This is a genomic window from Cryobacterium sp. M25 (assembly GCF_002929635.1).
GTDB classification, from domain to species: domain Bacteria; phylum Actinomycetota; class Actinomycetes; order Actinomycetales; family Microbacteriaceae; genus Cryobacterium; species Cryobacterium sandaracinum.
The window spans coordinates 24,165-48,555 of record NZ_PJJU01000047.1 but is presented as its reverse complement, the minus strand read 5'-3'; the positions used below and the strand labels follow the sequence as shown (position 1 = coordinate 48,555).

Below are 24,391 nucleotides of genomic sequence, written 5' to 3'. Positions count from 1 at the left end.
AGCCCGAACCTGGGCGGCATCGGCCTCCCGGTCGTCCCGTGGACGGCGAACGAGACCGCGAACTTGACCACCCTGATGGAGGAGGGAGTGGACGGCATCATCACCGACTACCCCGACCGCCTCCGCACGGTCCTCGAGGAGCGCGGCCTGAAGGTGCCGGCGGCGTACACCCGGTGCCGGATGCGCCCCGGGCGCTGGTGCGCACCGGGCGCGTCGTGTAGCGTGTGGTCAGACCACACCGCCCGACGCGTGATCCCCGTCGGGCACACCGCATGCCACCCCAACGTCGAGGAGGAGCCCGTGAGCATTGAACGCCGTGCCTGGGAAGTCGTGTTGCAGAGCATCGAGCTGGATCTCCTCAGTGGACGACTACGCCCGGGTGACCATCTTCCGCCCGAGCGGGCCCTCGCCGCCGAGCTGGGCGTCGGACGGTCCAGCGTGCGCGAGGCCATCCGGGTGCTCGAAGTGCTCGGGCTGCTTCGCACGTCCGCCGGGTCGGGGCCCACGGCGGGTGCGATCATCGTGGCCCTGCCCGGCGGCGGCATGTCGGCGCTGATGCGTCTGCAGGTGGCGGCGCAGGGGTTCCCCGTCGCTGACGTGGTCAAGACCCGGCTGGTGCTCGAGGCCTCGGTCGTGACCGAGCTGGCGGAGGCATCCGCCCAGGCCAGTTCCACCATGGACGCCAACGCCTCCCTGCACCCCGACCTGACGACGCCCGAGCTGCTGCTCTGCGCCATGGAGTCTCCCGCGCTGACCGAGGGGGAATTCCTGGCCCTCGACGCCGCGTTCCACCTGGCCCTGGCCACCGCATCGGGCAACCAGGTCGTGACCGCCACGATGGCGGGGCTGCGCAGTGCCATCGAGGGTTATGTGCGGGCGGGCGCGACCAGCCTCGCTTCCTGGCCCGACACCTCCGCCCGGCTCCGCACCGAACACCGCGCGATTCTCGGCGCGATCGAGGCCGGCGATCCCCCGGCCGCCCGCAGCCTCGTGCAGTCCCATATCGCCAGTTACTACGCCGAAACCCACCTTGCCAACCACCTGCCCGACCTCTTCGCCAACGACCACACGGATGCCAACGGGCACCCGGTGGCCCGATAGAAAGGACCCTTCGACCATGGTTCAACGACGCATCCCGAAGATCAAAGACCTTGCCCCGCTGATGCACTTCAAGACCCCCGAGCTGAACGCGAAGAGGCGCCGCCTCGAGGGCGCGCTCACCATCTACGACCTGCGCGACATCGCCAAGAAGCGCACCCCCAAGGCCGCGTTCGACTACACCGACGGCGCCGCCGAGGCCGAGCTGTCGCTGGGCCGTGCCCGCCAGGCCTTCGAGGACATCGAGTTCAACCCGTCGATCCTGCGGGACGTGTCGGCCGTGTCGACGGGCTGGGACGTGCTCGGCGCCCCCGTGGCCCAGCCCTTCGGAATCGCCCCGACCGGGTTCACCCGGATGATGCAGACCGAGGGTGAGATCGCGGGCGCCCACGTCGCGGCCCGGGCCGGCATCCCCTTCTCCCTGTCGACCATGGGCACCACGTCGATCGAGGACGTCAAGGCCGCGAACCCCCACGGGCGCAACTGGTTCCAGCTCTACATGTGGAAGGACCGCGACCGCTCGATGGCGCTCGTGGACCGGGCCGCGAAGGCCGGCTACGACACCCTGCTGGTGACTGTGGACGTGCCCGTGGCGGGCGCGCGCCTGCGCGACAAGCGCAACGGTTTCTCGATCCCGCCGGCCCTGACCGCCGGAACGGTCATCAACGCACTGCCGCGGCCGGAATGGTGGATCAACTTCCTCACCACCGAACCGCTCGCCTTCGCCAGCCTCGACCGCTGGAGCGGCACAGTCGCCGACCTGCTCGACACCATGTTCGACCCCACCGTCACCTTCGAGGACCTGGCCTGGATCAAGGCGCAGTGGCCCGGCAAGATCGTCGTCAAGGGCGTACAGAGCCTGGCGGATGCGCGCACGCTCGCCGACCTCGGCGTGGACGGCATCATCCTCTCCAACCACGGCGGGCGCCAGCTCGACCGCGCCCCGATCCCGTTCCACCTGCTGCCGAACGTCGTGCGCGAGGTCGGCAGCGAATACGAGGTGCATCTGGACACGGGCATCATGAGCGGCGCCGACATCGTCGCGTCCGTCGCCCTCGGTGCCCGCTTCACCCTGGTCGGCCGCGCCTACCTCTACGGCCTGATGGCCGGCGGCGAGGCCGGCGTCGACCGGGCCGTCCAGATCCTCTCCGAGCAGGTCTCCCGCACCATGCGACTGCTCGGCGTGAACAGCCTGGAGGAGCTCGAGCCGGGCCACGTCACCCAGCTCGCACGCCTCGGCCGCATCGCGCAGCCGGTGGCGGCATCCGTCGGCGTGTAGCGCCGTGGCCGCCCGGCCGGTCGGACCTCGCCGAGTGTCGCCGTTTGTGCCGAGCTGACCCGTTCCAACGGGTCAACTCGGCACAAACGGGACAACTCGGCGGCTCGGCTACGTGGCGGCGAGCTCCGCGAGCACGGCGGCCAATTGCTCGACCGCCCAGTCGAGGTCGGCCTCGGAGACCACGATCGGCGGGGCCAACCGGATGGTGAAGCCGTGGGTGTCCTTCGCGAGCACGCCGCGGGCCAGGAGGGCCTCGCAGACCACCCGGCCGGGGGCGAGCGTCGGGTCGATGTCGATGCCGGCCCAGAGGCCGGCGCCACGCACGGCCACGACGCCCTGGCCGATCAACCCGGTCAGACCGTTGTGCAGGCGGGCGCCGAGAACGCGCGCGCGCTCCTGCTGCTCGCCGGTGGCCAGCAGTTTCACCACGGCGAGGCCGACGGCCGCCGCCAGCGGGTTGCCGCCGAAGGTCGAGCCGTGCTCGCCGGGGCGGAGCACGCCGAGGATGTCCCGATTGCCGACGACCGCCGAGACCGGCACGATGCCGCCGCCGAGTGCCTTGCCGAGCAGGTAGAGGTCAGGAACGACGCCCACCAGGTCGCAAGCGAAGGTCGCTCCCGTGCGGCCGAGGCCGGACTGGATCTCGTCGGCGATGAACAGCACATTGTGGCGGTTCGTGATCTCGCGCACGGCCGGCAGGTAGTCGGCCGGCGGCACGACGATGCCGGCCTCGCCCTGGATGGGCTCGAGCAGCACCGCGACCGTGTTCGCGTCGATCGCAGCCTCGAGGGCCGCGGCGTCTCCGTAGGGAACCGTGCGGAACCCCGGCGTGAACGGCCCGAAATCCTTACGGGCCGACTCGTCGTCGGAGAAGCTGATGATCGTGGTGGTGCGGCCGTGGAAGTTCTCCCCGGCCACGATGATGTTCGCCATCCCGGCGGCGACGCCCTTGACCCGATAGCCCCAGGCGCGGGCCACCTTGATGCCGGACTCCACCGCCTCGGCGCCCGTGTTCATCGGCAGGACCATGTCCTTGCCGGAGAGCTCGGCGAGCGCGGTCACGAACGGGCCGAGCTGGTCGTTGTGGAAGGCGCGGCTGGTGAGCGTGATGCGGCCCAGTTGCTCGCGAGCGGCGTCCAACAGGAGCGGGTTGGAGTGGCCGAAGTTGACCGCGGAGTACGCGGCCAGACAGTCCAGGTAGCGGCGGCCGTCGACATCCGTCACCCAGGCGCCGTCGCCGGACGCGACGACCACGGGCAGCGGATGGTAGTTGTGGGCCGCGTGCTCGTCTTCCAGCGCGATATACGCGGCCTGTCCGAGCGCGACAACCGGGGCGGTGGCCCGGTCGGTCATCGGGTCGGTCATCGGCGCAGCTCCAGGGTGCAGCACTTCACGCCTCCTCCACCGAGCAGCAGCTCGGACAGGTCGACCCCGATCGGGTTGAAGCCGCGGGCGCGCAGTTGGGCCTCGAAGCCCTTCGCCCGCGCGGCGATGACCACGTTGTAGCCGTCGGAATAGGAGTTGAGGCCGAGGATGGCCGCGTCCTTCTCGGCGACGATGATGGCGTCCGGGAATCGCTCGCGCAGGATGGCCAGGCTCGGCTCGTCGAACGCGCTCGGCAGGTAGGCGATCTCGCCGTTGCCCGTGGCCGGCGACGCGTCGAGCACGGCGATGGCCGTGTCGAGGTGGTAGAAGCTCGGATTGATCAGGTTGAGCGTGATCACGGGGCGGCCGTAGATCGCCGACACCTCTTCATGGCTGTTCGAGGCGCTGCGGAACCCGGTGCCCGCGAGGATCACGTCGCCCACGAGCAGGAAGTCGCCCTCGCCCTCGTTGATCTCCGCCGGCACGCGCACGTCGAATCCGTTGGCGCCGAACCAGTCCATGTAGGCCGGACCTTCCGGCTGGCGTTCGGCGTAGGTGAAGGCCGCGCCGTAGGAGATGTTGTCGATGACGAATCCGCCATTGGCCGCGTAGACCATGTCCGGCAGGCCGTCGACGGGGTCGATCAGGTGCACGTCGAAGCCGAGGCCGACATAGGTGTCGTGAAGCGTTTGCCACTGGGCGACGGCGAGCGCGGTGTCCGTCGGGATGGCGGGATCCATCCAGGGGTTGATGCGATAGACGACGGAGAAGAAGTCGGGCTTGCACATCAGCACGGTGCGCTTGACGGGCGTGCGCACGGGGAGGGCCGGCGAGACGAGCTCGTCCAGGTTCGGGGCGGTGAGGTTGGTCGACATGGTGACTCCTTTGGCGGCCATCCGCCCCCTTCGGGTGAGGTCGGCTGGCGGGGTGGATGGCGGACCAGGTCACTCACGAGAGCTCTGCCGGCACGAAACGCCTGGGCAGAGACGCCATCTTTAGTCTCACACAGCACGAATCGGATGTGCACCCCACTCTGCGCCGAAAACGTGCGCGCGTCCGGCCCCTCACGCAGTTTTCCGCCACAACGGGCGATGACGGATGCCGCACGTCCGCCCGTTGGTCCGCTCGCCACGGCGCAGCTATCCAGTGAATTGCGCTATCGTGCGCGGGTTTTCTGCGTTCATGAGTGCGCCAGCGCAACGATGCCCCTTAGACTCTCGGCATGGACAACCTCGACCGTGGCATTCTCGACCTGCTCCGCCAGAACGCCCGGGCGGGCTACGGCGATATCGGCTCGGTCGTCGGACTCTCGGCGTCGGCCGTGAAACGCCGGGTCGACCGGCTCGTGGCCGACCGCGTCATCCGCGGTTTCACCATCCAGGTGGATCCGGCCATCGACGGCATGAGCACCGAGGCCTACGTCGAGCTGTTCTGCCGCGGCACCGTTGCGCCCGAGGAATTGCTGCGCATCCTGTCCGGGGTGCCGGAGGTCGTGGACGCCGGAACCGTCACGGGCAGCGCCGACGCCATCGTGCACATCCGGGCCCGGGACATCCCCGGTCTGGAGGCGGCGCTGGAAAAGGTGCGTTTGGCACCCAACGTGGACCACACCCGCAGCGCGATCGTGCTCTCCCGGCTGATTCACCGCTCCGCCGAGTAGCCGCCCGGCTCCCAGCAGGATCGGACCGGCCGGCGCCGAGGACATCAGCGCGGCGCGTGTCGCTAGCCCGGCACCGGGACGGGGCGCCGGGTCACGGGGGCGAGCAGGTGGATCAGGGCGACCGCCGCGATCGATCCGGCGCAGAGGATGCCGGCAAGCACCACGATCTGGAACCTCCCTGCCTCGAGCGGAGAGGCTCCACCGAAAATCGCTCCCACGAAGGCTCCGGGCAGCGTGACCAGCCCGGTGGTCTTCGTCTGGTCGGTCGAGGGGATCAGGGCGAAGTACACCGCGCGGCAGGCCAGTTCCCGGGTGGACTGTCGCGGGGTGGCGCCGAGGGCCAGCCAGCCCTCGACCTCCTCCCAGTGCTCGGTCACGCCCTCGGTGAAGCGCCGGCCGGAGAGCGTGGCGATCGACATGGCGTTGCCGATGATGATGCCGCCGAACGACAACACGTAGCGCGGCGTGAACTCGAGCGCGCCGGTGCCGAAGACCACGAGGAGGGTGACCATCACGCCCAGGCCCATCGAGGCGGCCACCCAGGTCGCGTGCCGCCGGGTGGCGCCGATCCGGCGGGTGACCGTGCCGACCGCAGCGGTGAACATGACCGCCAGACCCACGCCGACCCAGAACGGGTCGGAGATGATGCCGCTGAGGATCAGGCTGATCGCGGCGAGCTGCAGGGCGCCGCGCAGCACGGCGAGGGCCGGTGCGAACGGATGCGGCACCCGGTAGCCGTGCAGCACCAGCGTGACGATCGCGATGAGCAGCGCGATCCCGAGCAGGGTCGGCGCCAGTCCGGCCAGCTGGGCGGGGAGGTCGCGGGGCCAGGTCACGTAACGAGCCTAGCGAGCCGCCGCGCCCGGCAGGCCTCGGTGATCGGAATCCGTCAACGACTGGGCTCCGTCAGCACGCGGAAGGGGCGCTGGCGATCGCACGGACGGCCCTGGGCATCCGTTGAGGCCGCCAGTGCCCGAGAAAGCTAGCCGTCGTACGAGGCGGCGAGGCGGCGGAAGCCCTCATCGAGGCTCACCACGGGCGTCCACCGCAGCTCGGACCGGGTGCGGCGCTGGTCGAACCAGTGCGCGGTCGAGAGCTGCTCGGCCAGGAACCGGGTCATCGGCGGCTCGTCGGCGCCCGGACGGATGCGCCAGGCCGCCTCGATCAGCGCCCCCGCACCGCGGGCAACCCCGGCCGGGACCCGCCAGGCCGGCGCCGGCTCGCCGGCGGCCCGGCACATGCCCGCGAGCAGTTCGGCGACCGGCCGCGGCTCCCCGTTCGTGATCACGTAGGAGCGGCCGTGCACGGCGTCGGCCTGATAGAGGGCTGCCGCGATGGCCGTGGCAGCGTTGTCGATGTAGGTGGTGTCGATCAGGGCGGCGCCGTGGCCGAGCAGCGGCAGGCGTCCGGCGCGGGCGCGCTCGACGATCCGGGCCACGAGCTGGGTGTCTCCCGGGCCCCAGACCAGGTGCGGCCGCACGGCGACCACGCGCAGGGCGGCCGAATCCGCGGCGAGGGCGACCAGTTCGGCCTCGGCCTTGGTGCGGGCGTAGGGACCGCGGGCCCCGGCCGGGTCGGCCGGCTCGGCGTCGCTGCCGACAATGGATGCCCCGGCGTGGGCGACCGAGGGCGACGACACGAAGACGAAGCGGGAGGCTCCGGCATCCGTGGCCGCGGCCAGCAGGGTGCGCGTGCCGCCCACGTTCACGGCGGCGAACTCGGCCGGGCTGCCGGCCAGGGACACCTTGGCGGCCAGGTGCACGACCGCGTCCATTCCGGCGACGGCGCGCCGGGCCTCGGCGGGCGCGGTGACCGAGCCGAGCAGGTCGGTCACGCCGGGCACGCCCGACGGGCGCCGCTGGAAGGCGCGCACCTCGTGTCCGGCGGCCGCGATCTCGGCCGCGACGGCGCGGCCGAGGAAGCCGCTGGCCCCGGTGACAAGCACCCTCACGGCAGCACCGTCGGCGAAAATGCGCTGCGCGGGTGCTGCGCCGCTGCGCGCGTGGCCTGCCGGCAGCGGAGGGGCGCAGCCTGCGCGTGACGCGAGAGGCGCCTCACGGGCGGGTCATCCGCGCGCCGGATAGGATGCCGCCGGCCCAGCGCCCCAGCCGGGTGCGGTCGATCTTCGAGTTGTGACGGATGTCCGTGGGCAGATGCGGCACGACCAGCACCGCGGCCAGCGGCAGCCCCGCGACGGCACGCACGGCGGCGGCCAGCCCGGGGTCGGCCAGCGCGACCCGGCGGGTCGGCGTGCGGGTCTCGACCACGGCGACCACCTGCTGGGTGCCGGTCGGCCCAACCCCGACGACGGCGGCCCGGGCCACCGCTGCGACGGACTCGATGCGCTGCTCGGGACCGACCGGGGTCACGACGCCGGTCGCCGTCGTGATCACGTGCGGCAGGCGCCCTTCCACCCAGAGGCGTCCGGCGGCGTCGAAGTGCCCGACGTCGCCCGTGCGGTGCCAGCGTTCACCGGGCACGGCGCCGCTGCGGGCGGCCCGGTCGGTCAGCCACAGGCGGTCGTAGTGGTCCTCGACGTGCGGCGCGGAGACCACGATCTCGCCGGTGACCCCGGCGGCCTCCGACAGCTCGCCGGTGGCGTGCCCCTGGGCGTCGAGGGCGCTCGTGCGGATGCGCGTGGTCGCCGTCGCGCGGCCGACGCAGACCCCGCCGGGGCCGGCCGGGGCATCCGTCGCCGTCGCGGCAGAGGACAAGGCAGACGGCGAGACCCCCGGCGTGGTCGCCGTGGCCATCGCCTCGCGGATGCCGTCGAGCGAGATGTCGGCCATCAGCAGCCCCTCGGTCATGCCGTAGGGCGTGTGTGCGGAGGCCGACGGCATCAGCCGGGCCGCGGCCGCGAGCAGCGGCTCGGAGACGGGGGCACCGGCGGAGAGAAAGCTCGACACGCCGGCGAGGCTGACATGGTCGGCGGCGGTCAGGCTGCCGGCGGTGGCAACGACGTTGGCCAGCGCGGCCGGCGACAGGAATACCACGGTCGCGTCGATGGCGGCGACCGCGGCGGCGACGGATGCGGCGGTCAGGGTCTTCGGCTTCGTCACGTCCATGTCCGGGGTCACCGAGCGGGCGCCGAGGGCCGGGCCGAGCAGCGCGAACGGGGCGAAGCCGGCCACCAGGCCGGTGCCGCGGCCCACGCCGTACTGCGCGAACAGCGCGTGGCTGACCGCGGCGAGCTGGCCGTGCGTGTAGACGACGCCCTTGGCCGGCCCGGTCGAGCCGGAGGTGAACAGCACGGCGGCAGTGTCTCCGGGTTCCGGCGGCGGCGGAAGCTGCTCGTCCACGCCGAGCGCGATCAGCTCGGCGAGGGTGGCGGAGATGTCGAGGGCGCGCATGGCGGCGCGGGGAAACCGCGCCACGGAGATCTTCTGGCCGGGCCAGTCGAGGGCCCGGGCGGCGAGCAGCCCGGGGGCGGCGCCGATCACGTGGTCGGGGCGCGCGCCGCGCACGGCGCGGGTCAGCCCGCGTAGGCCGAGGCCGGCATCCGCGACCACCACGATCGCGCCGATCCGCACGCAGGCGTAGAGCACCGCGGTCAGGTCGGCGCCGGGTGGAACGAGCAGCGAGACCCGGTCGCCTTTCCGCACGCCGATACGATCGAGGCCGCAGGCGAGCTGCCGCACCCGCCGGGAGAGCAGACGCCAGCTGACGACGCGGGGTGCGCCGCCCCCGGGCGGGGCCATGTCGACCAGCGCGGTCTCGTCGCTGTTCTGCAGTTCGTCCAGGTAGTGCCAGAGCGGATGCCGCTCGCCGGCCGCCCAGCCGCCCACACCCTGTTCGACCGAAACGGCAACCTGAAGGGCAGCGGAGGAAGCGGCGGAGGCGACAGCAGCGATTGCAGCGGCAGGCACCGCGCGGTCGCCGAGCCAGGTCAGGGCGGCCGCGGCGTAGTCGACGTCTTCCATGACGAGATGCCCGGCACCCTCGAAGCGATGCACGTCCGCGTGCGGCAGGCGGTCCACGAGGTCGTCGAGGTAGCGATCGCTGAAGATCGGGTCGGTCGGGCCCCAGAGCATCAGGGCCGGTACGGTCAGGTCGCGGATGCCGCCGGAGATGCGGGCGATTTCGGCCGCGCTTTCGTGTGCGCCATGCACCGGGATGTCGGCGACGAACGCGCCGATCCCGCCGCGGCGGGCCGCGCCGCGGTAGGGCGCGCGATACGCCTGCTTCACCGCGGCCGGAAGCGGCGGGTGCGCCAGTGCCAGTGTCGTCTCCAGAAACGCCGGCGTGGCCACGGTGCCGGAGCCGAGCACGCTGCTCCGCAGGGCCAGCCGCAGCGGGGCCGGCACCGGCGCATCGCCCGGCTGGTGCACGGCCGTGTTCAGCAGCATGACCCCGGCGAGCACGTCCGGGTGGTCGACGGCCCAGCCGAGCGAGATCGACCCGCCCCAGTCATGACCGAAGGTGACCACCGGGCCGGCCAGGCCGAGGGTGTCGGTCAGCTCGCCCAGGTCCCGCACGCGCGTGGCGAGCGGGCGCACCGCGCCGCTTCGCTCGGAGAAGCCCATCTCGAGCTGGTCGACGGCGATGACGCGCCAGGCCTCACCGCCGTGACAGGCCGCATCCGTCGCCGCCGTGACGAACTCGCGCCACAGGTAGGACCAGGTGGGGTTACCGTGCACGCAGAGCACCGTGCCCACGGGGGTGACGCCCAGCTCGGCGAGACGCTCCGCGTTGTCGAGTAGGTGCCAGGTGCGGGTGACCGGATGCCCGGAGGCGGTCGACACGACCGGCACCAGGCGCGAGAACGCGGCATCGAGCCCCGACAGGCCGGCCGGCGGCAGGGACGCGGGCGCCGGCGTCGCCGCGGCGCGCGGGAGACGGTAGGACACGGGGGCAGAGCCGCGCTTCACCAGGCGAGTTCCATCATGGCCGTGTTCAGGCCACTGCCCACGCCCATCAGCAGCACCCGGTCGCCGGTCCTGAGCCGCGCGGCTTCCTCGGCCAGGGTGATCGGGATCGACGCGGGCCCCACATTGCCGTACAGCGGGTAGGTGAGCGGCACCCGGCTGCGGTCCAGCCCGGTCGCCTTCACGATCGCGTCGGTGTGCACGTCCGACACCTGGTGCAGGATGTACCGGTCCATGCCCGACCAGTTCCAGTCGCGTTTGGCCTCGGTCCAGGCCGAAACGACGAGCTCCATGCCGCCCTTGAGCAGCGCCTTGGCGTCGGTGAACATGCCGTCGACGCTGCCGACGCAGAGGCCGTTGAACTCGGTGGCGGCGCGGGTCACGCCGCCGAGGATGCGGTGCCCTTCCGGATGCGCGTCGGCCCGACCGAGCACGGCCGCGGCCGCGCCGGAGCCGAGCGTCAGGCTCGCGAACTCGCTCATGAAGTCCTTGCGGTTGATGTCCGGGCGGCCGAGGCGCTCGATCGTGTTGGTCTGGATCTCGTCGGCGTCCTCCCCGTCGATGATCACGGCGTACTGCACCTGGCCGGAGTCGATCAGCTGTGCGGCCAGGGTCATGCCGTTGACAAAACCGAGGCAGGCGTTCGCGATGTCGAAGTTCGTGGCCGAGGAGGGCAGGCCGAGGCCGTGGTGGATGCGCACGGCCACCGAGGGCTCGAGGTGCTTGCGGGTCACCGAGGTGTTGATCATCAGGCCGACCTGGCCCGGCTGGATGCCGGCGGCGGCCAGGGCGCGCGTGCCGGCCGCGACGGCCGCGTCGTCGAAGGCCTGGCCGGGCGCCCAGTTTCGGCGCTCGTGCACGCCCGCCACCCGCTGGAGCAGGCCGCTCGGCAGCTTCAGCCGTTTGAGGGCCGGCTGCAGGCGACGATCGATGTCCACCGAGGTCGTGACCTGCGGGGCGAGCTCGGTCGCCACCGACAGCAGGGCGACATTGCGGTGCGTCGTCGTTGCGTTACCGTCCAACTGTGGATCCCCTGTCGAATTGCAGCAGTGGTCAGCCGCGCCTCGATCATTGTGCACCAGAAGCCTGATCGTTGTCCGCACTCCTGCTGGTGCAGTCGACCGCAGACTGCGGCCACCAAAGGCCTATTTTAGCCTTGTGGTCGGCCGCCGTCGCACGGGACGCAGCCCGGCCCCTAGATGATCCCCTCGGAGAGTGTGCTCGGGTTGCCGAAGCGGTGCGCCGTGATCGAAATCGCCTGCTCGCGCAGGAACGGGAGCAGCTCGACCCGGCCGGCCTGGGTGACGGGGTGTGCGTACACCGCGATGTCCGGGCTGCCGCCGAGCGCGTGGGCCAGGCGGGAGGCCTCTGCCTGCGCCCCTGTCAGGCGGTCCCCGCCGATCAGGCGCACCCGGCTGGTGCGGATGCCACCGGCCTCGGCCCGCTGCAGCCATTCGTCGTCGCTCTCGACCGAGACCGCGATCTCGCGCTCGGCGAGCACGTTGCGCACCATCGGCGGCACCGGGATGGCGCTGGAGACCTCGAACGACGCCGTCGACAGGGTCGCGGCAATGATCACGCGCAGCAGGTCGGCGAGGGTGCCGGCCTCGGTCAGGCGCACGGTGACGGGCAGCGGGCGGTAGCGGAACAGGTTGCGTTCGAGACCGAGGTCTGAGACGTCCCTGACCGCGCCGAACTCGTCGCGCCAGGCCAGCGCGTCACTCAGCGCCGACCGGCGCAGCACGTCGAAGTCCGCGTAGTCGAGCACGGTCTGCGCCGCCTCTATCAGGGCGGTGACGGTTTGGTCGAGGCCGCGCAGGTGGAGCGTCGAGCTGTTGCGGCCGGCTTCGCTCACCCAGCTGCCGAACCCGTACAGGTAGTTCGGGCCGCCGGCCTTGGTGCCCGGTCCCACGGCCGAGCGCTTCCAGCCGCCGAAGGGCTGGCGCTGCACGATCGCGCCGGTGATGCCACGATTCACGTAGAGGTTGCCGGCCTCGATCGTGTCCAGCCATTCGGTCAGCTCGGCCGGGTCGAGCGAGTGCAGCCCCGAGGTGAGGCCGTAGTCGACCGCGTTCTGGAAACGGATGGCTTCCGCCAGGTTGCGGGCGTGCATCACTCCGAGCACGGGCCCGAAGAACTCGGTCAGGTGCACGTAGGAGCCGGGCAGCACCCCGGTGCGGATGCCCGGCGACCAGAGGGTGCCGGACTCGTCGAGCTGCTGGGGCTCGACCAGCCACTTTTCGCCGACGCCGAGCGTGGTGAGGGCGTGGCGCAGCTTGCCCTCGGCCGGCTCGATGATGGGGCCCATCTGGGTGACCGGGTCGGAGGGGCGGCCGACGCGCAGGGAGGTCGCGGCATCCGTCAACTGACTGATGAAGCGCTCCGATTTGGCGACCGATCCGACCAGGATGACCAGGCTCGCGGCCGAGCACTTCTGCCCGGCGTGCCCGAAGGCGCTCTTGATGACATCGGCGGCGGCGAGGTCGAGGTCGGCGGAGGGAGTGACGATGATGGCGTTCTTGCCGCTTGTCTCGGCCAGGAGGGGCAGGTCTTCGCGGAAGCTGCGGAACAGCTGCGCGGTCTCGTAGCCGCCGGTCAGGATGACGCGGTCGACGGCCGGGTGCGAGATCAGGCGGGTACCCAGTTCCCGGTCGGCGAGGTCCACGAGCACGAGCAGGTCGCGCGGCACGCCGGCTTCCCAGAGCGCCTCGACCATGACCGCGCCGGAACGCTGGGCGAGCTTGGCGGGCTTGACGATGACGCCGGAGCCGGCCGCGAGGGCGGCGAGCACGCCGCCGGCGGAGATGGCTACCGGGAAATTCCACGGCGGGGTGACCACGGTCAGCTTCGAGGGCACGAAGATCGCGCCCTGCACGGCGTCGAGGTCGCGGGCCCGTTCGGCGTAGTAGTGGGCGAAGTCGATCGCCTCGCTGACCTCGGGGTCACCCTCGGCGATGGTCTTACCGGTTTCGGCGGCCATCACCTCGATCAGGCGGTCGCGGTTCGCGGCGAGCGCGAGCCCGGCCCGGTGCACCACTGCGGCGCGCTCCGCTCCGGTGCGCTGCCCCCAGGCGGCGCCGCAGGCCGCCGCGGCCTCAATCAGGCGGTCCAGCTCGGCCGGGTCGCTGACCCGGGCGTCACGGATGGCGTCCAGCCCGAGCGTGGAGGTCTCGACCCGGCTCAGGATGTGACGACCCCAGGCCCGGTTCGCGGGCAGGGACGGGTCTGTGTCGGGTTCGTTGTGGAAACCGGGGTGCGGCAGGCTCTCGACCGAGCCGCGGGTGAGCCCGAGCACGGCTGCGGTGAGCCCGACGCCGGACTCGTCGCCGAATTCATCCTCGTCATCGCCGGATTCGCTTGCGGGTACCTCGCCGCGGCCGGCTGCATCGAGCTGGGTGACCTGGATACGGTCCTGGCGGCGGTTCGGCTGTGGGACGACCGCGTCGAGGCCCGCGAGAGAGGCCAGGAACCGCTCCTTCTCGCGGTCGAAGAGCTGCGGGGAACTCGTCAGCTCGAACACCGCCGACATGAAGTTGTCCTGGCTGGCGTTCTCCTCGAGGCGGCGGATCAGATAGCTGATGGCCACGTCGAATTCGGCCGGGTTCACGACGGGCGTGTAGAGCAGGAGGCGGCCGACGTCGCGGCTCACGGCCTCGGCCTGGCTGGTGGCCATGCCCAGCAGCATCTCGAACTCGACCCGGTCGTCCACGCCGCGCTTCGTGGCCAGGAGGTGGGCCCAGGCCACGTCGAAGAGGTTGTGGCCGGCGACGCCGATCTTGACGGCATCCGTGTTCTGCGGGGTGAAGGCCCAGTCGAGCACGCGCTTGTAGTTCGTGTCGCTGTCCTGCTTGGTGGAGTAGGTCGCCAGCGGCCAGTCGTGCACGGCCGAGTCGACGTGTTCCATGGCCAGGTTGGCGCCCTTGACGACACGCACCTTGATCGGGGCTCCGCCCGCGGCCCGGCGGCCCTGTGCCCAGTGGGTAAGACCCTGCAGGGCCCCGAGGGCGTCGGGCAGGTAGGCCTGCAGCACGATGCCGGCCTCCAAGTGCAGCAGCTGAGGCTGGTCGAGGATGCGCTCGAACACCGCGATGGTGAGGTCGAGGTCGCGGTACTCCTCCATGTCGAGGTTGATGAACTTGGCCCCGGTGGTGGAGCCGCCCCCGGTGGTCGAACCGCCCCCCGCCGCCAGCTCGTAGAGCGGGGTCAGGCGTTCGACGACGCGGTCGACGGCCTCGTCGAAGGACCACATCGACAGCTGGCTGGCGATGGAGGAGACCTTGATCGAGACGTAGTCCACGTCGTCGCGGGCCAGCAGGGCGCGGGTTCCCTCGAGGCGGCGCAGCGCCTCCTTCTCCCCGAGCACGGCCTCGCCGAGCAGGTTGATGTTGAGCCGGTTGCCGGACTCGCGCAGGTGGGCGATCGCCGGACCGAGCTTCTCGGGCGTGGCGTCCACGACCAGGTGCCCGACCATCTGGCGCAGCACCTTCCGCGCGGCGGGGATGACCACCCAGGGCACCACCGGGCCGAGCACGCCGCCGAGGCCGATGGCGCCGCGCAGGTAGGAGGGGAGGAAGCCGGGCGCCTGTTTCGCAACCTTCTGCAGGTTGTAGCCGGCGACCATGAGGTCTTCCGGGCGCATGACGCCGTCGACGAAGCCCACGGTGAAGTCGAGCCCGTTCGGGTCTTTCAGCACGCCGGCGAGGCGCTGGGCCGACAGGTCGGCGGGGATCGTGGCGCTCTCGGCGAGCCACTTCTGCACGAGGGCGACCACATCGGCGCTGAGATCGTGCTGCACGGATGGAGTGGAGTTGGTCATGGTCACGAGGCTAGTTCTTTCGTTCACGGCGGACGGCTGTTCTCAGTGTGAGGTTTTCGTTCCTTTAGCAAAAGCGAATCTTTATGATCGATATTGATTAGCATTTATGATCAGTATTGATACGATCGAGGAGGATGACGGATGCTGGATGTGCGCCGACTGCGTCTGCTGCGCGAGCTCAAGATCCGCGGCACCCTGGCGGGAGTCGCCGAAGCCCTCGCTTACAGCCCGTCCGCTGTGTCGCAGCAGCTCGCGCTACTGGAGAAAGAGGCCGGGGTTTCCCTGTTGCAGAAGGTCGGGCGCCGGGTGCGGCTCACCCCGCAGGCCGAGGTTCTGGTGCTGCACACGACCTACCTGCTCGAACGGCTGGAACTGGCCGAGGCGGAGATGACCGCGTCGCTGACGACCGTGTCCGGCACGGTGCGCGTGGCCCTGTTCCAGTCCGCGGCGCACGCCCTCATCCCTCAGGCCCTCACGTTGCTCGCCGAGGAGTTCCCCGAGCTGCGGGTCGAGGTCACCGAGCGCGAGCCGGAGCGCGGCCTGTTCGAGGTGTCTGCGCGCGATTTCGACCTCGTGCTCGCCGAACAGTATCCCGGGCACACCCGGGTGCACTGGCCTGACCTGGACCGTGTGAACCTGGCGACGGATGCGCTCCGGCTGGCCGTTCCGCCCTCGCGCGGCGGCCGCGCGGCGGCAGCGTCGCTCGCCGACGCCGCCGATCTGCCCTGGGTGATGGAGCCGGAGGGAACCGCCTCACGGCACTGGGCGACCCAGCTCTGCCGGTCGGCGGGATTCGAGCCCGACGTGAGGTTCGAGACGGCCGACCTGATCGCGCACATCCGCCTGATCGAATCCGGCAATGCCGTCGGCATCCTGCCGGACTTGATCTGGGCCGGGAAGATGCCGACCGTCCGCGGTGTCGAGCTGCCCGGCGGGCCGCTCCGCACCGTCTTCTCCTCGGCCCGGCGCTCGAGTGCCAGCCGACCGGGCGTGCTCGCCGTGCGCGACGCCCTGGCCCGCGCCGTGGAACTGGTCGCCGCCCCGGTGACAGGTTGACCTTCCCCTGCTTTGATCGTTGAACGGGCGCGTCCGGCGGCTCGCGTCGACACCCGTGAACGGAGCCCCACCATGACGAAGCCAACCGCTGTGCTCGCCTTCGCCGCCGTCGCCCTGGGCCTGACCGGATGCTCCACCGGCGCCGATAGCGCGGACGTGACGGGCACGTGGGGCACCCCCGACGCCAGCGGTACGCCCGGCCTCGAGCTGAAGGCCGACTCGTCCGTGACCGGCACCGACGGCTGCAACCGGCTCGTCGGCACCTGGTCGATGAGCGGCGACACCGTCGAGTTCGGCACGTTCGCGTCGACCCTGATGGCCTGTGAGGGCGTCGACACCTGGCTGGGCGGAGCGAGCACGGCCACCGTGGCCGGGTCGACCATGACCATCCAGGACGCCGACGGCGACGAGTTCGGCACGCTCGAACGTGCCGACTGACCCGGCCGGGCGGGCAAGCTGCGCGGGCCCGACGCCCCGGGCTGGTCTCGGTTCCTGAGTAGTCTCGGTGCATGAGCGAACCCACACACGATGTCGTGATCATCGGCGGCGGACACAACGGCCTGACGGCCGCCGCCTATCTGGCCCTGGCCGGCAAAAGCGTTCTCCTACTCGAGCAGGGCGAACACGTCGGAGGCGCGGCCATCTCAGCCCCGGCCTTCCCCGGCGTCGACGCGCGGCTCTCGCGCTACTCCTACCTGGTCAGCCTGCTGCCGCAGCGAATCATCGACGAGCTCGGTCTCGAGATCGGGCTGGCCCGGCGCCGGTACTCCTCGTACACCCCCGATCCGGCCGACACCCGAACCGGACTCCTGGTCGACCGCGGCGACGAGCCGGCCACCCGCGCCAGCTTCGACCGGGTCGGCGCGGCCGCCGATTTTTCCGCCTGGAATGCCTTCTACCGTGACACGGAGAGCGTTGCCCGGGCGCTCTTCCCCACCGTCTGCGAGCCGCTGCCCACGCGCTCGGAGGCCAGGACCCTGCTCGGAGACGACATGCTTTGGGAGCAGTTCTTCGAGCGGCCGCTCGGCGGCGCGCTCCGTGATCGCTTCCAGAACGACCTCGTGCGCGGGGTGGTCGCCACCGACGGCCTGATCGGCACCTTCACGTCGCTGGACAGCGCGGAGCTCGACGCGAACCGCTGCTTCCTGTACCACGTCATCGGCAACGGGACCGGGGACTGGGACGTGCCGGTCGGCGGCATGGGCGCCGTCTCCGGCGAGCTGGAGAAGGCCGCCCGGCAGGCCGGCGCCCGGATCGTGACGGAGGCCGAGGTCACCGGCGTCACGCCGGAGGGCGAGGTGAGCTACCGGCACGGCGGCGCCCTGCGGGTCGTTCAGGGCCGGCACGTGCTCGCCAACGTCGCCCCGTGGGTGCTGCGGGGTCTCCTCGGCGAGGCCGCGCCGGCATCCGTGCGCCCCGACGTCGAGCCGGGTGCCGGCCCGAGTGCCGGGCCGAGCGCGGGGCCCGACGCCAAACCGGAGGGCGCGCAGGTCAAGGTGAACCTGCTACTCCGCCGACTGCCGCTGCTGCGCGACGAGGACGTGTCCCCCGAGGCCGCGTTCGGCGGCACCTTCCACATCAACGAGACCCTGACCCAGCTGGAGAGCGCCTACAACCAGGCCGACCACGACGGCTTCCCCGAGCTGCTGCCCTGCGAGATCTACTGCCACTCGCTCAGCGACCCGAGCATCCTCTCCCCCGAGCTCGTCGCCGCCGGCGCGCAGACCCTCACGGTGTTCGCGCTGCACGCCCCGCACCGCTGGCTCACCGAGGAGAACAACGACGTCAGCCGCGACCGGCTGCAAGCCGCCGTTCTGGCGTCGCTGAATTCCGTTCTGGCCGAACCCATCGAGGACCTCTTGCTGAGCGATGCCGCCGGCCGGCCCTGCATCGAGACGAAGACCACGCTCGACCTGGAGCACGCCCTCAACCTCCCCGGCGGCAACATCTTCCACGGTCCTCTGGAATGGCCGTTCCTCGAGGACGACGCGCCGCGATCCACCGCGGCCGAGCGTTGGGGGGTGGCGACGGAGCATCCGCGGATTCTGATCTGTGGGGCGGGCGCCAGACGCGGCGGCGGCGTCAGCGGCATCGGCGGTCACAATGCGGCGATGGCGGTGCTCGAGGGGTAGGCGCCGGGTCCCGGCCGGAGGGCGTGGCTGTTGATCCCCGCCCGGAGAAGGGCATAGTTTTGTACTGAGGCCCGTGCCTCACTCACCGTGGAGGTTCGCATGTCATTCAAGCCAACCGGACGCCTTGCCTATCGCGAAGACGGTCTGTACCTCATGCTCGACCGGCTCTTCAGCGCGTCGAAGGACGACGTGTGGGCTAGCGTGAGCCGGTCCGCCGGCCTCCAGGGCTGGATCGGAACCTACACGGGCGCTCCCGAGACCGGCGCCGTGCGATTCAAGTTGGACGAAGCGGATGCCGAGTGGGAGTACGTGAGCATCATCAAGTGCATCCCGCCGAAGCGGTTCACCGCCGACATCGGCGAGGGTGCCGCCGCCCGGCACGTGATCCTGCACCTCGTCGAGGGGGCGGGGATGACCACCCTCACCTTCGGCCAGCGCCTGCACTCCGCCGCGGAGGCCGCCACCGTCGGCCCGTTCTGGGACTACTACTTCGACCGTCTCGTTGCGGCGCGCACCGGCCAGCCGATACCCGCCCGGACCCACTACAAGCCCCACGTCGAGTACTACAGTGAGCTCATCCCGCCCAAGAAGGCCACCGAACCCACCGTCTAGTCCTGATCGATTGGTTGTGTCGCTCGCGGAGGATCAGAGCTGATCGCCCCGCGTGGACGCTGGTCGCCCGCGTGGACGCTGGTCAGCACAGGCGCCACGCCATGCCCGGCGTCGAACCAATTCGACGGAGATTCTCGGGCAAAACTGCATTTCCGTACTGTTTCGGGTTGATTCGGGCAGAATCTCCGTCGAATTCGTTCGGGCTACGGGCGGGGGTGCCGCAGGACCCCGGACTCGGCTGACACGGCAGACACGGCGCGTGGCGCTCCCACTCAGGTCCAGTGGCTGGGGGCGGCGGCGCGGGTGGCGGGCATCGCGACATCCGCGCTCCACTCGAGCAGCCAGGCCGGCACCGTCACGTCCTCGGGCACCGCGCCCACGGCGTCGACGAGCTCGTCGATGCCCACGACCCCTCCGCTGCGCTTCAGGAACCGTCCGCGGATGAAGCCCTGCGCGTAGATCTCCGGGGTTCCGTCGGCGTCCGGCCGCACGAACCGCTGCTCCACGTAGACGGCCTTCTCGTCGAAGCCCAGGATGCGCGACTCCACCGTGAACTTCTGGCCGAGGGTCAGCGACTTGCGGAAACTGATCGTCTCCGACACCACCACCGGGTACCAGCCGCGCTTCAGGAAGATCGCCCAGATGCCGGTACGGTGCAGCATGTCGAAGCGGGCGATGTCCATGATCGACAGGTATACGCCGTTGTTCATATGCCGAAGGATGTCCTGGTCGGTCGGCAAAGTGATGAACCGGGTGCTGGCCACGTCGTAGTGGCCCAGGCGCGGGCCGAAGCGGGAGAAGACGGAGTGCAGGAGGGTGCGCCAGAGCATGTGCATCTTGAGAGGCTAGCCACCGGCGGTGCCGGGGCGCATTCTGCTGCCGCGAGCCACAAGCATCCGGGCCCGCACGACCGGAACCTGCACGATTACCACAGTGCCTCCGGTTGAGCGTGCCCGTTCCGTGGGTCACTCTCGACCGGACCAGGCACACTCGCGACAGCGGATGCCCCGGCCTCCCGGCCGGGTTAACCTTTCGTATATGGTCCCGTTGCCCAACCTGCTGACGTTCGCGCTGGCATCCGTCGCCCTGATCGTGCTGCCCGGACCCACCGTGCTGTTCGTGATCGGGCGGTCCCTGGCGCTCGGACGCCTCGGCGGTCTGCTGAGCGTGCTCGGCAACGCCCTCGGGCTGATCCCGGTGGTCGCGGCCGTCGCGCTGGGCCTCGGCGCAATCGTGACCGGATCGATCGTGGTGTTCACGACGATCAAGTTCGCCGGCGCCGCGTACATCGTCTACCTCGGCGTGCAGGCCATCCGGCACCGGTACGCGGCCGCCCGGAGCCTCGGACTGAGCAGCGTGCCGAAGACGAAGTGGCGCCTGCTGGCCGAGGGATCGGTCGTGGGGATCAGCAACCCCAAGTCGATCGTGTTCTTCGTGGCCGTGCTGCCCCAGTTCGTGGACTACTCGGCCGGGGCCGTCCCGCTGCAGCTGCTGACTCTGGGCCTCGTGTTCGTGCTGCTTGCCCTGCTCGGCGACAGCGTGTGGGCCCTCGCGGCAGGCTCGGCCCGCGATTGGTTCGCCTCGTCCCCCCGCCGCATGGAGCACCTCTCCGCGGGCGGCGGTGTCATGATGATCGGCCTCGGCGGCGTGCTCGCCGCCACGGGCGCCCAAGCCTGACCTTGCCCCCGGTGGTCGACCGCGGTTCCGATATCGGCCCCGAAAGTCGGGCCTGTCGGACCCGGTGAGCCGATGTCCGAAGGTTTCTCTGCGGCCCGCATCCGTCGCGGCGCACCCGGTGGAAGCTGGCGGACCGTAGAACATGCGCCGGCTTCCACAGGGTGCGCCACGAACGTTCTAGGCGACGGTTGCGACGGCCGCGAGCGGCACCCCGGCGACGCGGCGCACGAAGGCACCCAGGCGGCGGTAGACCTCGTGCGATTCCGGATGCGCGGCGTCCTGCTGCCGGGTGTGGCGCGTGTTGGTCTGCTTCCGGTCGTAGATCAGCGCGTCGACCGCGATGGAGCGCCGGCGCAGCGCAGCGATGAAATTGAGGTTCGCCCGGTAGAAGTAGTCACGCTCCGAGGTGGTCACGAACACCGGCGGGAACCCGCGCTCGAGCCACTCGATCGGGGACATGAACCGGGCCGCGGTACGCAGCACGACCCCGCGGCCGCGCTCCGGCAGCAGCATCCGCAGAAAATTCAGGCTCAGCACGAATCCGTGCTCGAACATCACCGAGATGTCGGCGATCCCCGCCGAACTCCTCGATGTGGCGGGCCACCCAACGCAACACCTCGTTGCCGTCGTCCAACATGTGCTTCAGCTGGAAGCGCGTCGCCATCCGGTAGTTCGCGTTGACGACGATCATGCCGTCGACCGCCTGGCTGGCCGCGTACTCCGTCAGCGGCGCCTTGTCGCCCGAGGTCCAGCCGCCGCCGTGGAAGTAGACGTAGACCGGCAGCGGCCCCGGCGCGCGAATTGCGGGGCTGCGACGGGCCGTTCATCGGGTGGGGCTGCAGATCTGGATCACCCGAGAACCGGAGGAGAAACGCCCGTGGACAACCTGAGAAGACCTCGGCTCAGGGGTTGTGGGCGGCTCCTCCGTGCACACCCGTGGCCTCGAGCACCGCGCGCGCCAGGGTGTGGAAGTGCAGGTTGAACCCCAGCACGGCCGGCGTGGAGTCCGGGTCGATGTCGAGCCGGGCCACGTCGACCGCGTGCACGATGAACTGGTACCGGTGCGTGCCGGTGCCGGCCGGAGGGCTCGCGCCGACGAAAGCCGACTGACGGCCTTCATTGGGCAGGGTCACGGCACCCCTCGGCAGCAGCCGGCCGCCCGGAGCGCCGGCGTCTGCGGGCAGGGCCACGCAGTCGGCCGGCAGGTTGACGACCGCCCAATGCCAGAATCCGGACCCGGTCGGAGCGTCCGGGTCGTAAAGGGTCACCGCGAAACTCTTCGTGTCGGCCGGGAATCCCGACCACTCCAGGTGCGGGGACAGGTTCCGGCCGCCGGAGCCGGTGCCGTACTGCGCCGCGGTGAGGGGCACTCCGTCGGTCATGTCCGTGCTCGTCAGCGTGAATAGCGGTACAGCGCCGAACCGGGCGAGAGGATCGTTCTGGGCCATTGGGCCTCCAATTGGTTGCCAGAAGCTTAGCCAACCGGCCACCCGGCCCGCGCCCCCCCACCCAGGCACCCACCCGGATATCAGCCGAATACCAGCCGGCGAACTCGGTAAAATGGCGCGGTGGCTATTCCGAAGATCCTGCTCTACTACGTCTTCACCCCGCTGGCCGACCCCGAGGCCGTGCGTCTCTGGCAGCGAGACCTGTGCGAATCGCTGGGCCTGCGCGGGCGAATCCTGATCTCCACCGACGGCCTCAACGGCACCGTCGGCGGCGACCTTCCCGCGATCAAGCGCTATCTGCGCAAGACTCGGGACTACGCCCCGTTCAAGAATCTCGACGTCAAGTGGAGCGAGGGCACCGGGCTCGATGAGCAGGGCTTGAGCCTCGACTTCCCCCGGCTGGTCGTGAAGGTGCGGGATGAGATCGTGAGCTTCGGCGCACCCGGCGAGTTGCGCGTCGACGCCGGCGGCGTGGTCGGCGGCGGCGCCAAGCTCTCCCCGGCCGAGCTGCACGCCCTCATCGGTGAGCGCGGCGACGAGGTCGTTTTCTTTGACGGCCGCAACGCGTTCGAGGCCGAAATCGGCCGCTTCCAGAACGCGATCGTGCCGGATGTCGCCAACACCCGCGAGTTCGTGGCTGAGCTGGAGAGCGGCACGTACGACCACCTCAAGGACAAGCCCGTCGTCACCTACTGCACCGGCGGCATCCGCTGCGAGGTGCTCAGTTCCCTGATGAAGGAGCGCGGCTTCGGCGAGGTCTACCAGCTTGACGGCGGCGTCGTGCGCTACGGCGAGGCTTTCGGCGACGACGGCCTCTGGAACGGTTCGCTCTACGTTTTCGACCAGCGGATGTCGCTGGACTTCAGCGACCACACCGCCGTGATCGGGCGCTGCTTGGTGTGCGGTGAACCGACGAAGAACCTGCTCAACTGCCGAGATGCCTCCTGCCGGGAACAGCTCGTCGTCTGCCCGGGCTGCGTCGCTGCCAAGACCCCGGCGTGCGCGGCCCACGCCACCGCCCACGCTGACGCGCACACCGGGGCCTGACCGGCCGCGGTGCGCCCTTTCGCAGATGCCGACATGCTACTTCCCCGGGGCAGGAGGCGGGGTCGTGATTGGATGCACTGTGACCTTTGATGCGCAGACGATCCGACCCAGCTTTCCCGCCCTCGCCACCGGCACGGCCTTCTTCGACGGCCCGGGCGGCACCCAGACCCCGCTGGCGGTCGGTTCCGCGATCGCGTCGACCCTGACCGGGCCGCTCTCGATCCGGGGAACCGGAAGTACCTCCCAGCAGAACGCGGAGGACGCCGTCACCGGGTTCCGGAGCGCCATGGCGGATCTGCTCGGCGCCGAAGAACGCGGAATCGTCTACGGACGCAGCGCCACGCAGCTGACCTACGACCTGGCGAACGCCCTGTCCGCCGGATGGGGCCCGGGCGACGAGGTCGTGGTCACCCGGCTCGACCACGACGCGAACATCCGCCCGTGGATGCAGGCCGCCGACCGGGCCGGCGCCACGGTGCGTTGGGCGGACTTCGACCCGGCCACCGGTGAGCTGAGCGTCCCGGACATCGCCGCGGTCCTCAGCGAGCGCACCCGGCTGGTAGCCGTGACCGCCGCCTCCAACCTGATCGGCACCCGCCCGCCGGTGGCGGCGATCGCCCGGCTCGCACATTCCGTCGACGCGCTCCTCTACGTCGACGGCGTGCACTACACGCCGCACGCGTCGGTGGACGTCGTGGCGCTGGGAGCGGACTTCTTCGTCTGCTCGGCCTACAAGTTCTTCGGTCCGCACTGCGGGATTCTCGCTTCCGCGCCCGCGCTGCTCGAAACGATATATCCCGACAAGCTGGTGCCCTCGAGCGACCAGGTGCCCGAGCGTTTCGAGCTGGGCACGCTCCCCTACGAGACGATGGCGGGGGTCACGGCCGCCGTCGAATTCCTCGCCGGCCTCGGCGACTCCGCGCCGGCCGGGGCCTCTCGGCGGGAGCGCCTGATCCGCTCGTCCCAGGCTCTCGAACACCACGAGGAGACCCTGCGCGGCGAACTGGAGGCCGGCCTGGCGGAGCTGTCGGGGGCGCGACTGCACTCGAGGGCTGCCGTGCGCACACCCACCGTGCTGGTCACGTTCGCCGGCCACGACACCGCGGATGCGTCCCGCCACCTGTGCAAGCAGGGCATCCTCGCCCCCGCCGGCTCGTTCTACGCCCTCGAAGCCTCCCGGCACCTCGGACTCGGCGACCGTGGCGGCCTGCGGATCGGCCTCGCCCCCTACAACACCGTCGATGAGGTGGCCCGGCTGCTCGCCGCACTGCGCGTCTTCCTCCGCGTCACCTGACCCGGTCGTCTCCGCCCCTAGGCTGGAACCAGATCCCAGCGA

The 24,391-nt window shown here is 70.7% G+C and carries 20 protein-coding genes and 1 pseudogene; 10 read left to right on the top strand and 11 right to left on the bottom strand.

Features of this window, described 5'->3' with window-relative positions:
- The first annotated feature begins 63 nt into the window (after nt 1-63).
- Together CXY81_RS06575 and CXY81_RS06570 are read left to right on the top strand one after the other, a co-directional pair.
- Nucleotides 64-1,101 (top strand): FadR/GntR family transcriptional regulator, encoded by a 1,038-nt coding sequence (locus CXY81_RS06575; protein WP_233194026.1) that lies wholly within the window; start codon nt 64-66, stop codon nt 1,099-1,101.
- 16 nt (nt 1,102-1,117) lie between these two features.
- Nucleotides 1,118-2,377 (top strand): alpha-hydroxy acid oxidase, encoded by a 1,260-nt coding sequence (locus CXY81_RS06570; RefSeq protein ID WP_104170049.1) that lies wholly within the window; start codon nt 1,118-1,120, stop codon nt 2,375-2,377.
- A gap of 108 nt (nt 2,378-2,485) precedes the next feature.
- On the opposite strand, the gene rocD is transcribed toward CXY81_RS06570, so the two are convergent.
- Nucleotides 2,486-3,730 carry an ornithine--oxo-acid transaminase gene (gene rocD, locus CXY81_RS06565; protein WP_104194379.1) on the bottom strand — a complete coding sequence of 415 codons (1,245 nt, stop codon included), beginning with the start codon at nt 3,728-3,730 and terminating at the stop codon, nt 2,486-2,488.
- 8 nt (nt 3,731-3,738) lie between these two features.
- Nucleotides 3,739-4,617 carry a dimethylargininase gene (gene ddaH / locus CXY81_RS06560; RefSeq protein WP_104170077.1) on the bottom strand — a complete coding sequence of 293 codons (879 nt, stop codon included), beginning with the start codon at nt 4,615-4,617 and terminating at the stop codon, nt 3,739-3,741.
- Nucleotides 4,618-4,964: 347 nt separating this feature from the next.
- Here ddaH and CXY81_RS06555 point away from each other — a divergent pair, with 347 nt between their 5' ends.
- Nucleotides 4,965-5,402, top strand: a complete 438-nt coding sequence (locus CXY81_RS06555) for an Lrp/AsnC family transcriptional regulator (RefSeq protein ID WP_104099917.1) — start codon at nt 4,965-4,967, stop codon at nt 5,400-5,402.
- 62 nt (nt 5,403-5,464) lie between these two features.
- Here CXY81_RS06555 and CXY81_RS06550 read toward each other — a convergent pair whose 3' ends face one another.
- The 5 genes from CXY81_RS06550 to CXY81_RS06530 all read right to left on the bottom strand — a co-directional run bounded on the left by CXY81_RS06550 (nt 5,465) and on the right by CXY81_RS06530 (nt 15,083).
- Nucleotides 5,465-6,238 carry an ABC transporter permease gene (locus CXY81_RS06550; protein ID WP_174843657.1) on the bottom strand — a complete coding sequence of 258 codons (774 nt, stop codon included), beginning with the start codon at nt 6,236-6,238 and terminating at the stop codon, nt 5,465-5,467.
- Between the two features lie 146 nt (nt 6,239-6,384).
- On the bottom strand, nt 6,385-7,353 hold the full coding sequence (locus CXY81_RS06545) for an NAD(P)-dependent oxidoreductase (RefSeq protein ID WP_104194365.1): 969 nt from the start codon (nt 7,351-7,353) through the stop codon (nt 6,385-6,387).
- A gap of 103 nt (nt 7,354-7,456) precedes the next feature.
- Entirely contained in the window at nt 7,457-10,270 is a 2,814-nt protein-coding gene (locus CXY81_RS06540; protein WP_233194025.1) for an alpha/beta fold hydrolase, read from the bottom strand.
- On the bottom strand, nt 10,267-11,289 hold the full coding sequence (locus tag CXY81_RS06535; RefSeq protein ID WP_104099919.1) for a 3-oxoacyl-ACP synthase III: 1,023 nt from the start codon (nt 11,287-11,289) through the stop codon (nt 10,267-10,269). The genes CXY81_RS06540 and CXY81_RS06535 overlap by 4 nt, the downstream gene beginning before the upstream one ends.
- Before the next feature lie 173 nt (nt 11,290-11,462).
- A complete protein-coding gene (locus tag CXY81_RS06530) occupies nt 11,463-15,083 on the bottom strand; it encodes a bifunctional proline dehydrogenase/L-glutamate gamma-semialdehyde dehydrogenase (protein WP_104194376.1) in 3,621 nt (1,206 codons plus the stop codon).
- A 141-nt stretch (nt 15,084-15,224) separates the two neighbouring features.
- Between CXY81_RS06530 and CXY81_RS06525 the strand changes: the two genes are divergently transcribed.
- The 4 genes from CXY81_RS06525 (at nt 15,225) to CXY81_RS06510 (ending at nt 18,883) form a co-directional block, all read left to right on the top strand.
- Nucleotides 15,225-16,139, top strand: coding sequence for a LysR family transcriptional regulator (locus CXY81_RS06525; RefSeq protein ID WP_104194364.1), 915 nt, complete (start codon nt 15,225-15,227; stop codon nt 16,137-16,139).
- Between the two features lie 72 nt (nt 16,140-16,211).
- A complete protein-coding gene (locus CXY81_RS06520; RefSeq protein ID WP_104170046.1) occupies nt 16,212-16,577 on the top strand; it encodes an META domain-containing protein in 366 nt (121 codons plus the stop codon).
- Nucleotides 16,578-16,648: 71 nt separating this feature from the next.
- Entirely contained in the window at nt 16,649-18,271 is a 1,623-nt protein-coding gene (locus CXY81_RS06515; RefSeq protein WP_104194363.1) for an NAD(P)/FAD-dependent oxidoreductase, read from the top strand.
- A gap of 99 nt (nt 18,272-18,370) precedes the next feature.
- Nucleotides 18,371-18,883, top strand: a complete 513-nt coding sequence (locus CXY81_RS06510; RefSeq protein ID WP_104170044.1) for a hypothetical protein — start codon at nt 18,371-18,373, stop codon at nt 18,881-18,883.
- A 272-nt stretch (nt 18,884-19,155) separates the two neighbouring features.
- On the opposite strand, the gene CXY81_RS06505 is transcribed toward CXY81_RS06510, so the two are convergent.
- Entirely contained in the window at nt 19,156-19,719 is a 564-nt protein-coding gene (locus CXY81_RS06505; RefSeq protein ID WP_104170043.1) for a thioesterase family protein, read from the bottom strand.
- Between the two features lie 202 nt (nt 19,720-19,921).
- Between CXY81_RS06505 and CXY81_RS06500 the strand changes: the two genes are divergently transcribed.
- A complete protein-coding gene (locus tag CXY81_RS06500) occupies nt 19,922-20,560 on the top strand; it encodes a LysE family translocator (protein ID WP_104194362.1) in 639 nt (212 codons plus the stop codon).
- Nucleotides 20,561-20,737: 177 nt separating this feature from the next.
- Here CXY81_RS06500 and CXY81_RS16915 read toward each other — a convergent pair whose 3' ends face one another.
- The 3 genes and pseudogenes from CXY81_RS16915 to CXY81_RS06490 all read right to left on the bottom strand — a co-directional run bounded on the left by CXY81_RS16915 (nt 20,738) and on the right by CXY81_RS06490 (nt 22,008).
- Nucleotides 20,738-21,115, bottom strand: coding sequence for a hypothetical protein (locus tag CXY81_RS16915; protein ID WP_233194024.1), 378 nt, complete (start codon nt 21,113-21,115; stop codon nt 20,738-20,740).
- A gap of 67 nt (nt 21,116-21,182) precedes the next feature.
- Nucleotides 21,183-21,344 (bottom strand): annotated as a pseudogene (locus tag CXY81_RS16910) (alpha/beta hydrolase); the annotation flags it as partial.
- A gap of 118 nt (nt 21,345-21,462) precedes the next feature.
- A complete protein-coding gene (locus tag CXY81_RS06490; protein ID WP_104099926.1) occupies nt 21,463-22,008 on the bottom strand; it encodes a YbhB/YbcL family Raf kinase inhibitor-like protein in 546 nt (181 codons plus the stop codon).
- Nucleotides 22,009-22,128: 120 nt separating this feature from the next.
- Between CXY81_RS06490 and CXY81_RS06485 the strand changes: the two genes are divergently transcribed.
- Complete coding sequence (locus tag CXY81_RS06485) at nt 22,129-23,055, top strand: rhodanese-related sulfurtransferase (protein ID WP_104170041.1); 927 nt, start codon at nt 22,129-22,131, stop codon at nt 23,053-23,055.
- Between the two features lie 79 nt (nt 23,056-23,134).
- Nucleotides 23,135-24,349, top strand: coding sequence for a cysteine desulfurase-like protein (locus CXY81_RS06480; protein WP_104194361.1), 1,215 nt, complete (start codon nt 23,135-23,137; stop codon nt 24,347-24,349).
- Nucleotides 24,350-24,391: the final 42 nt, after the last annotated feature.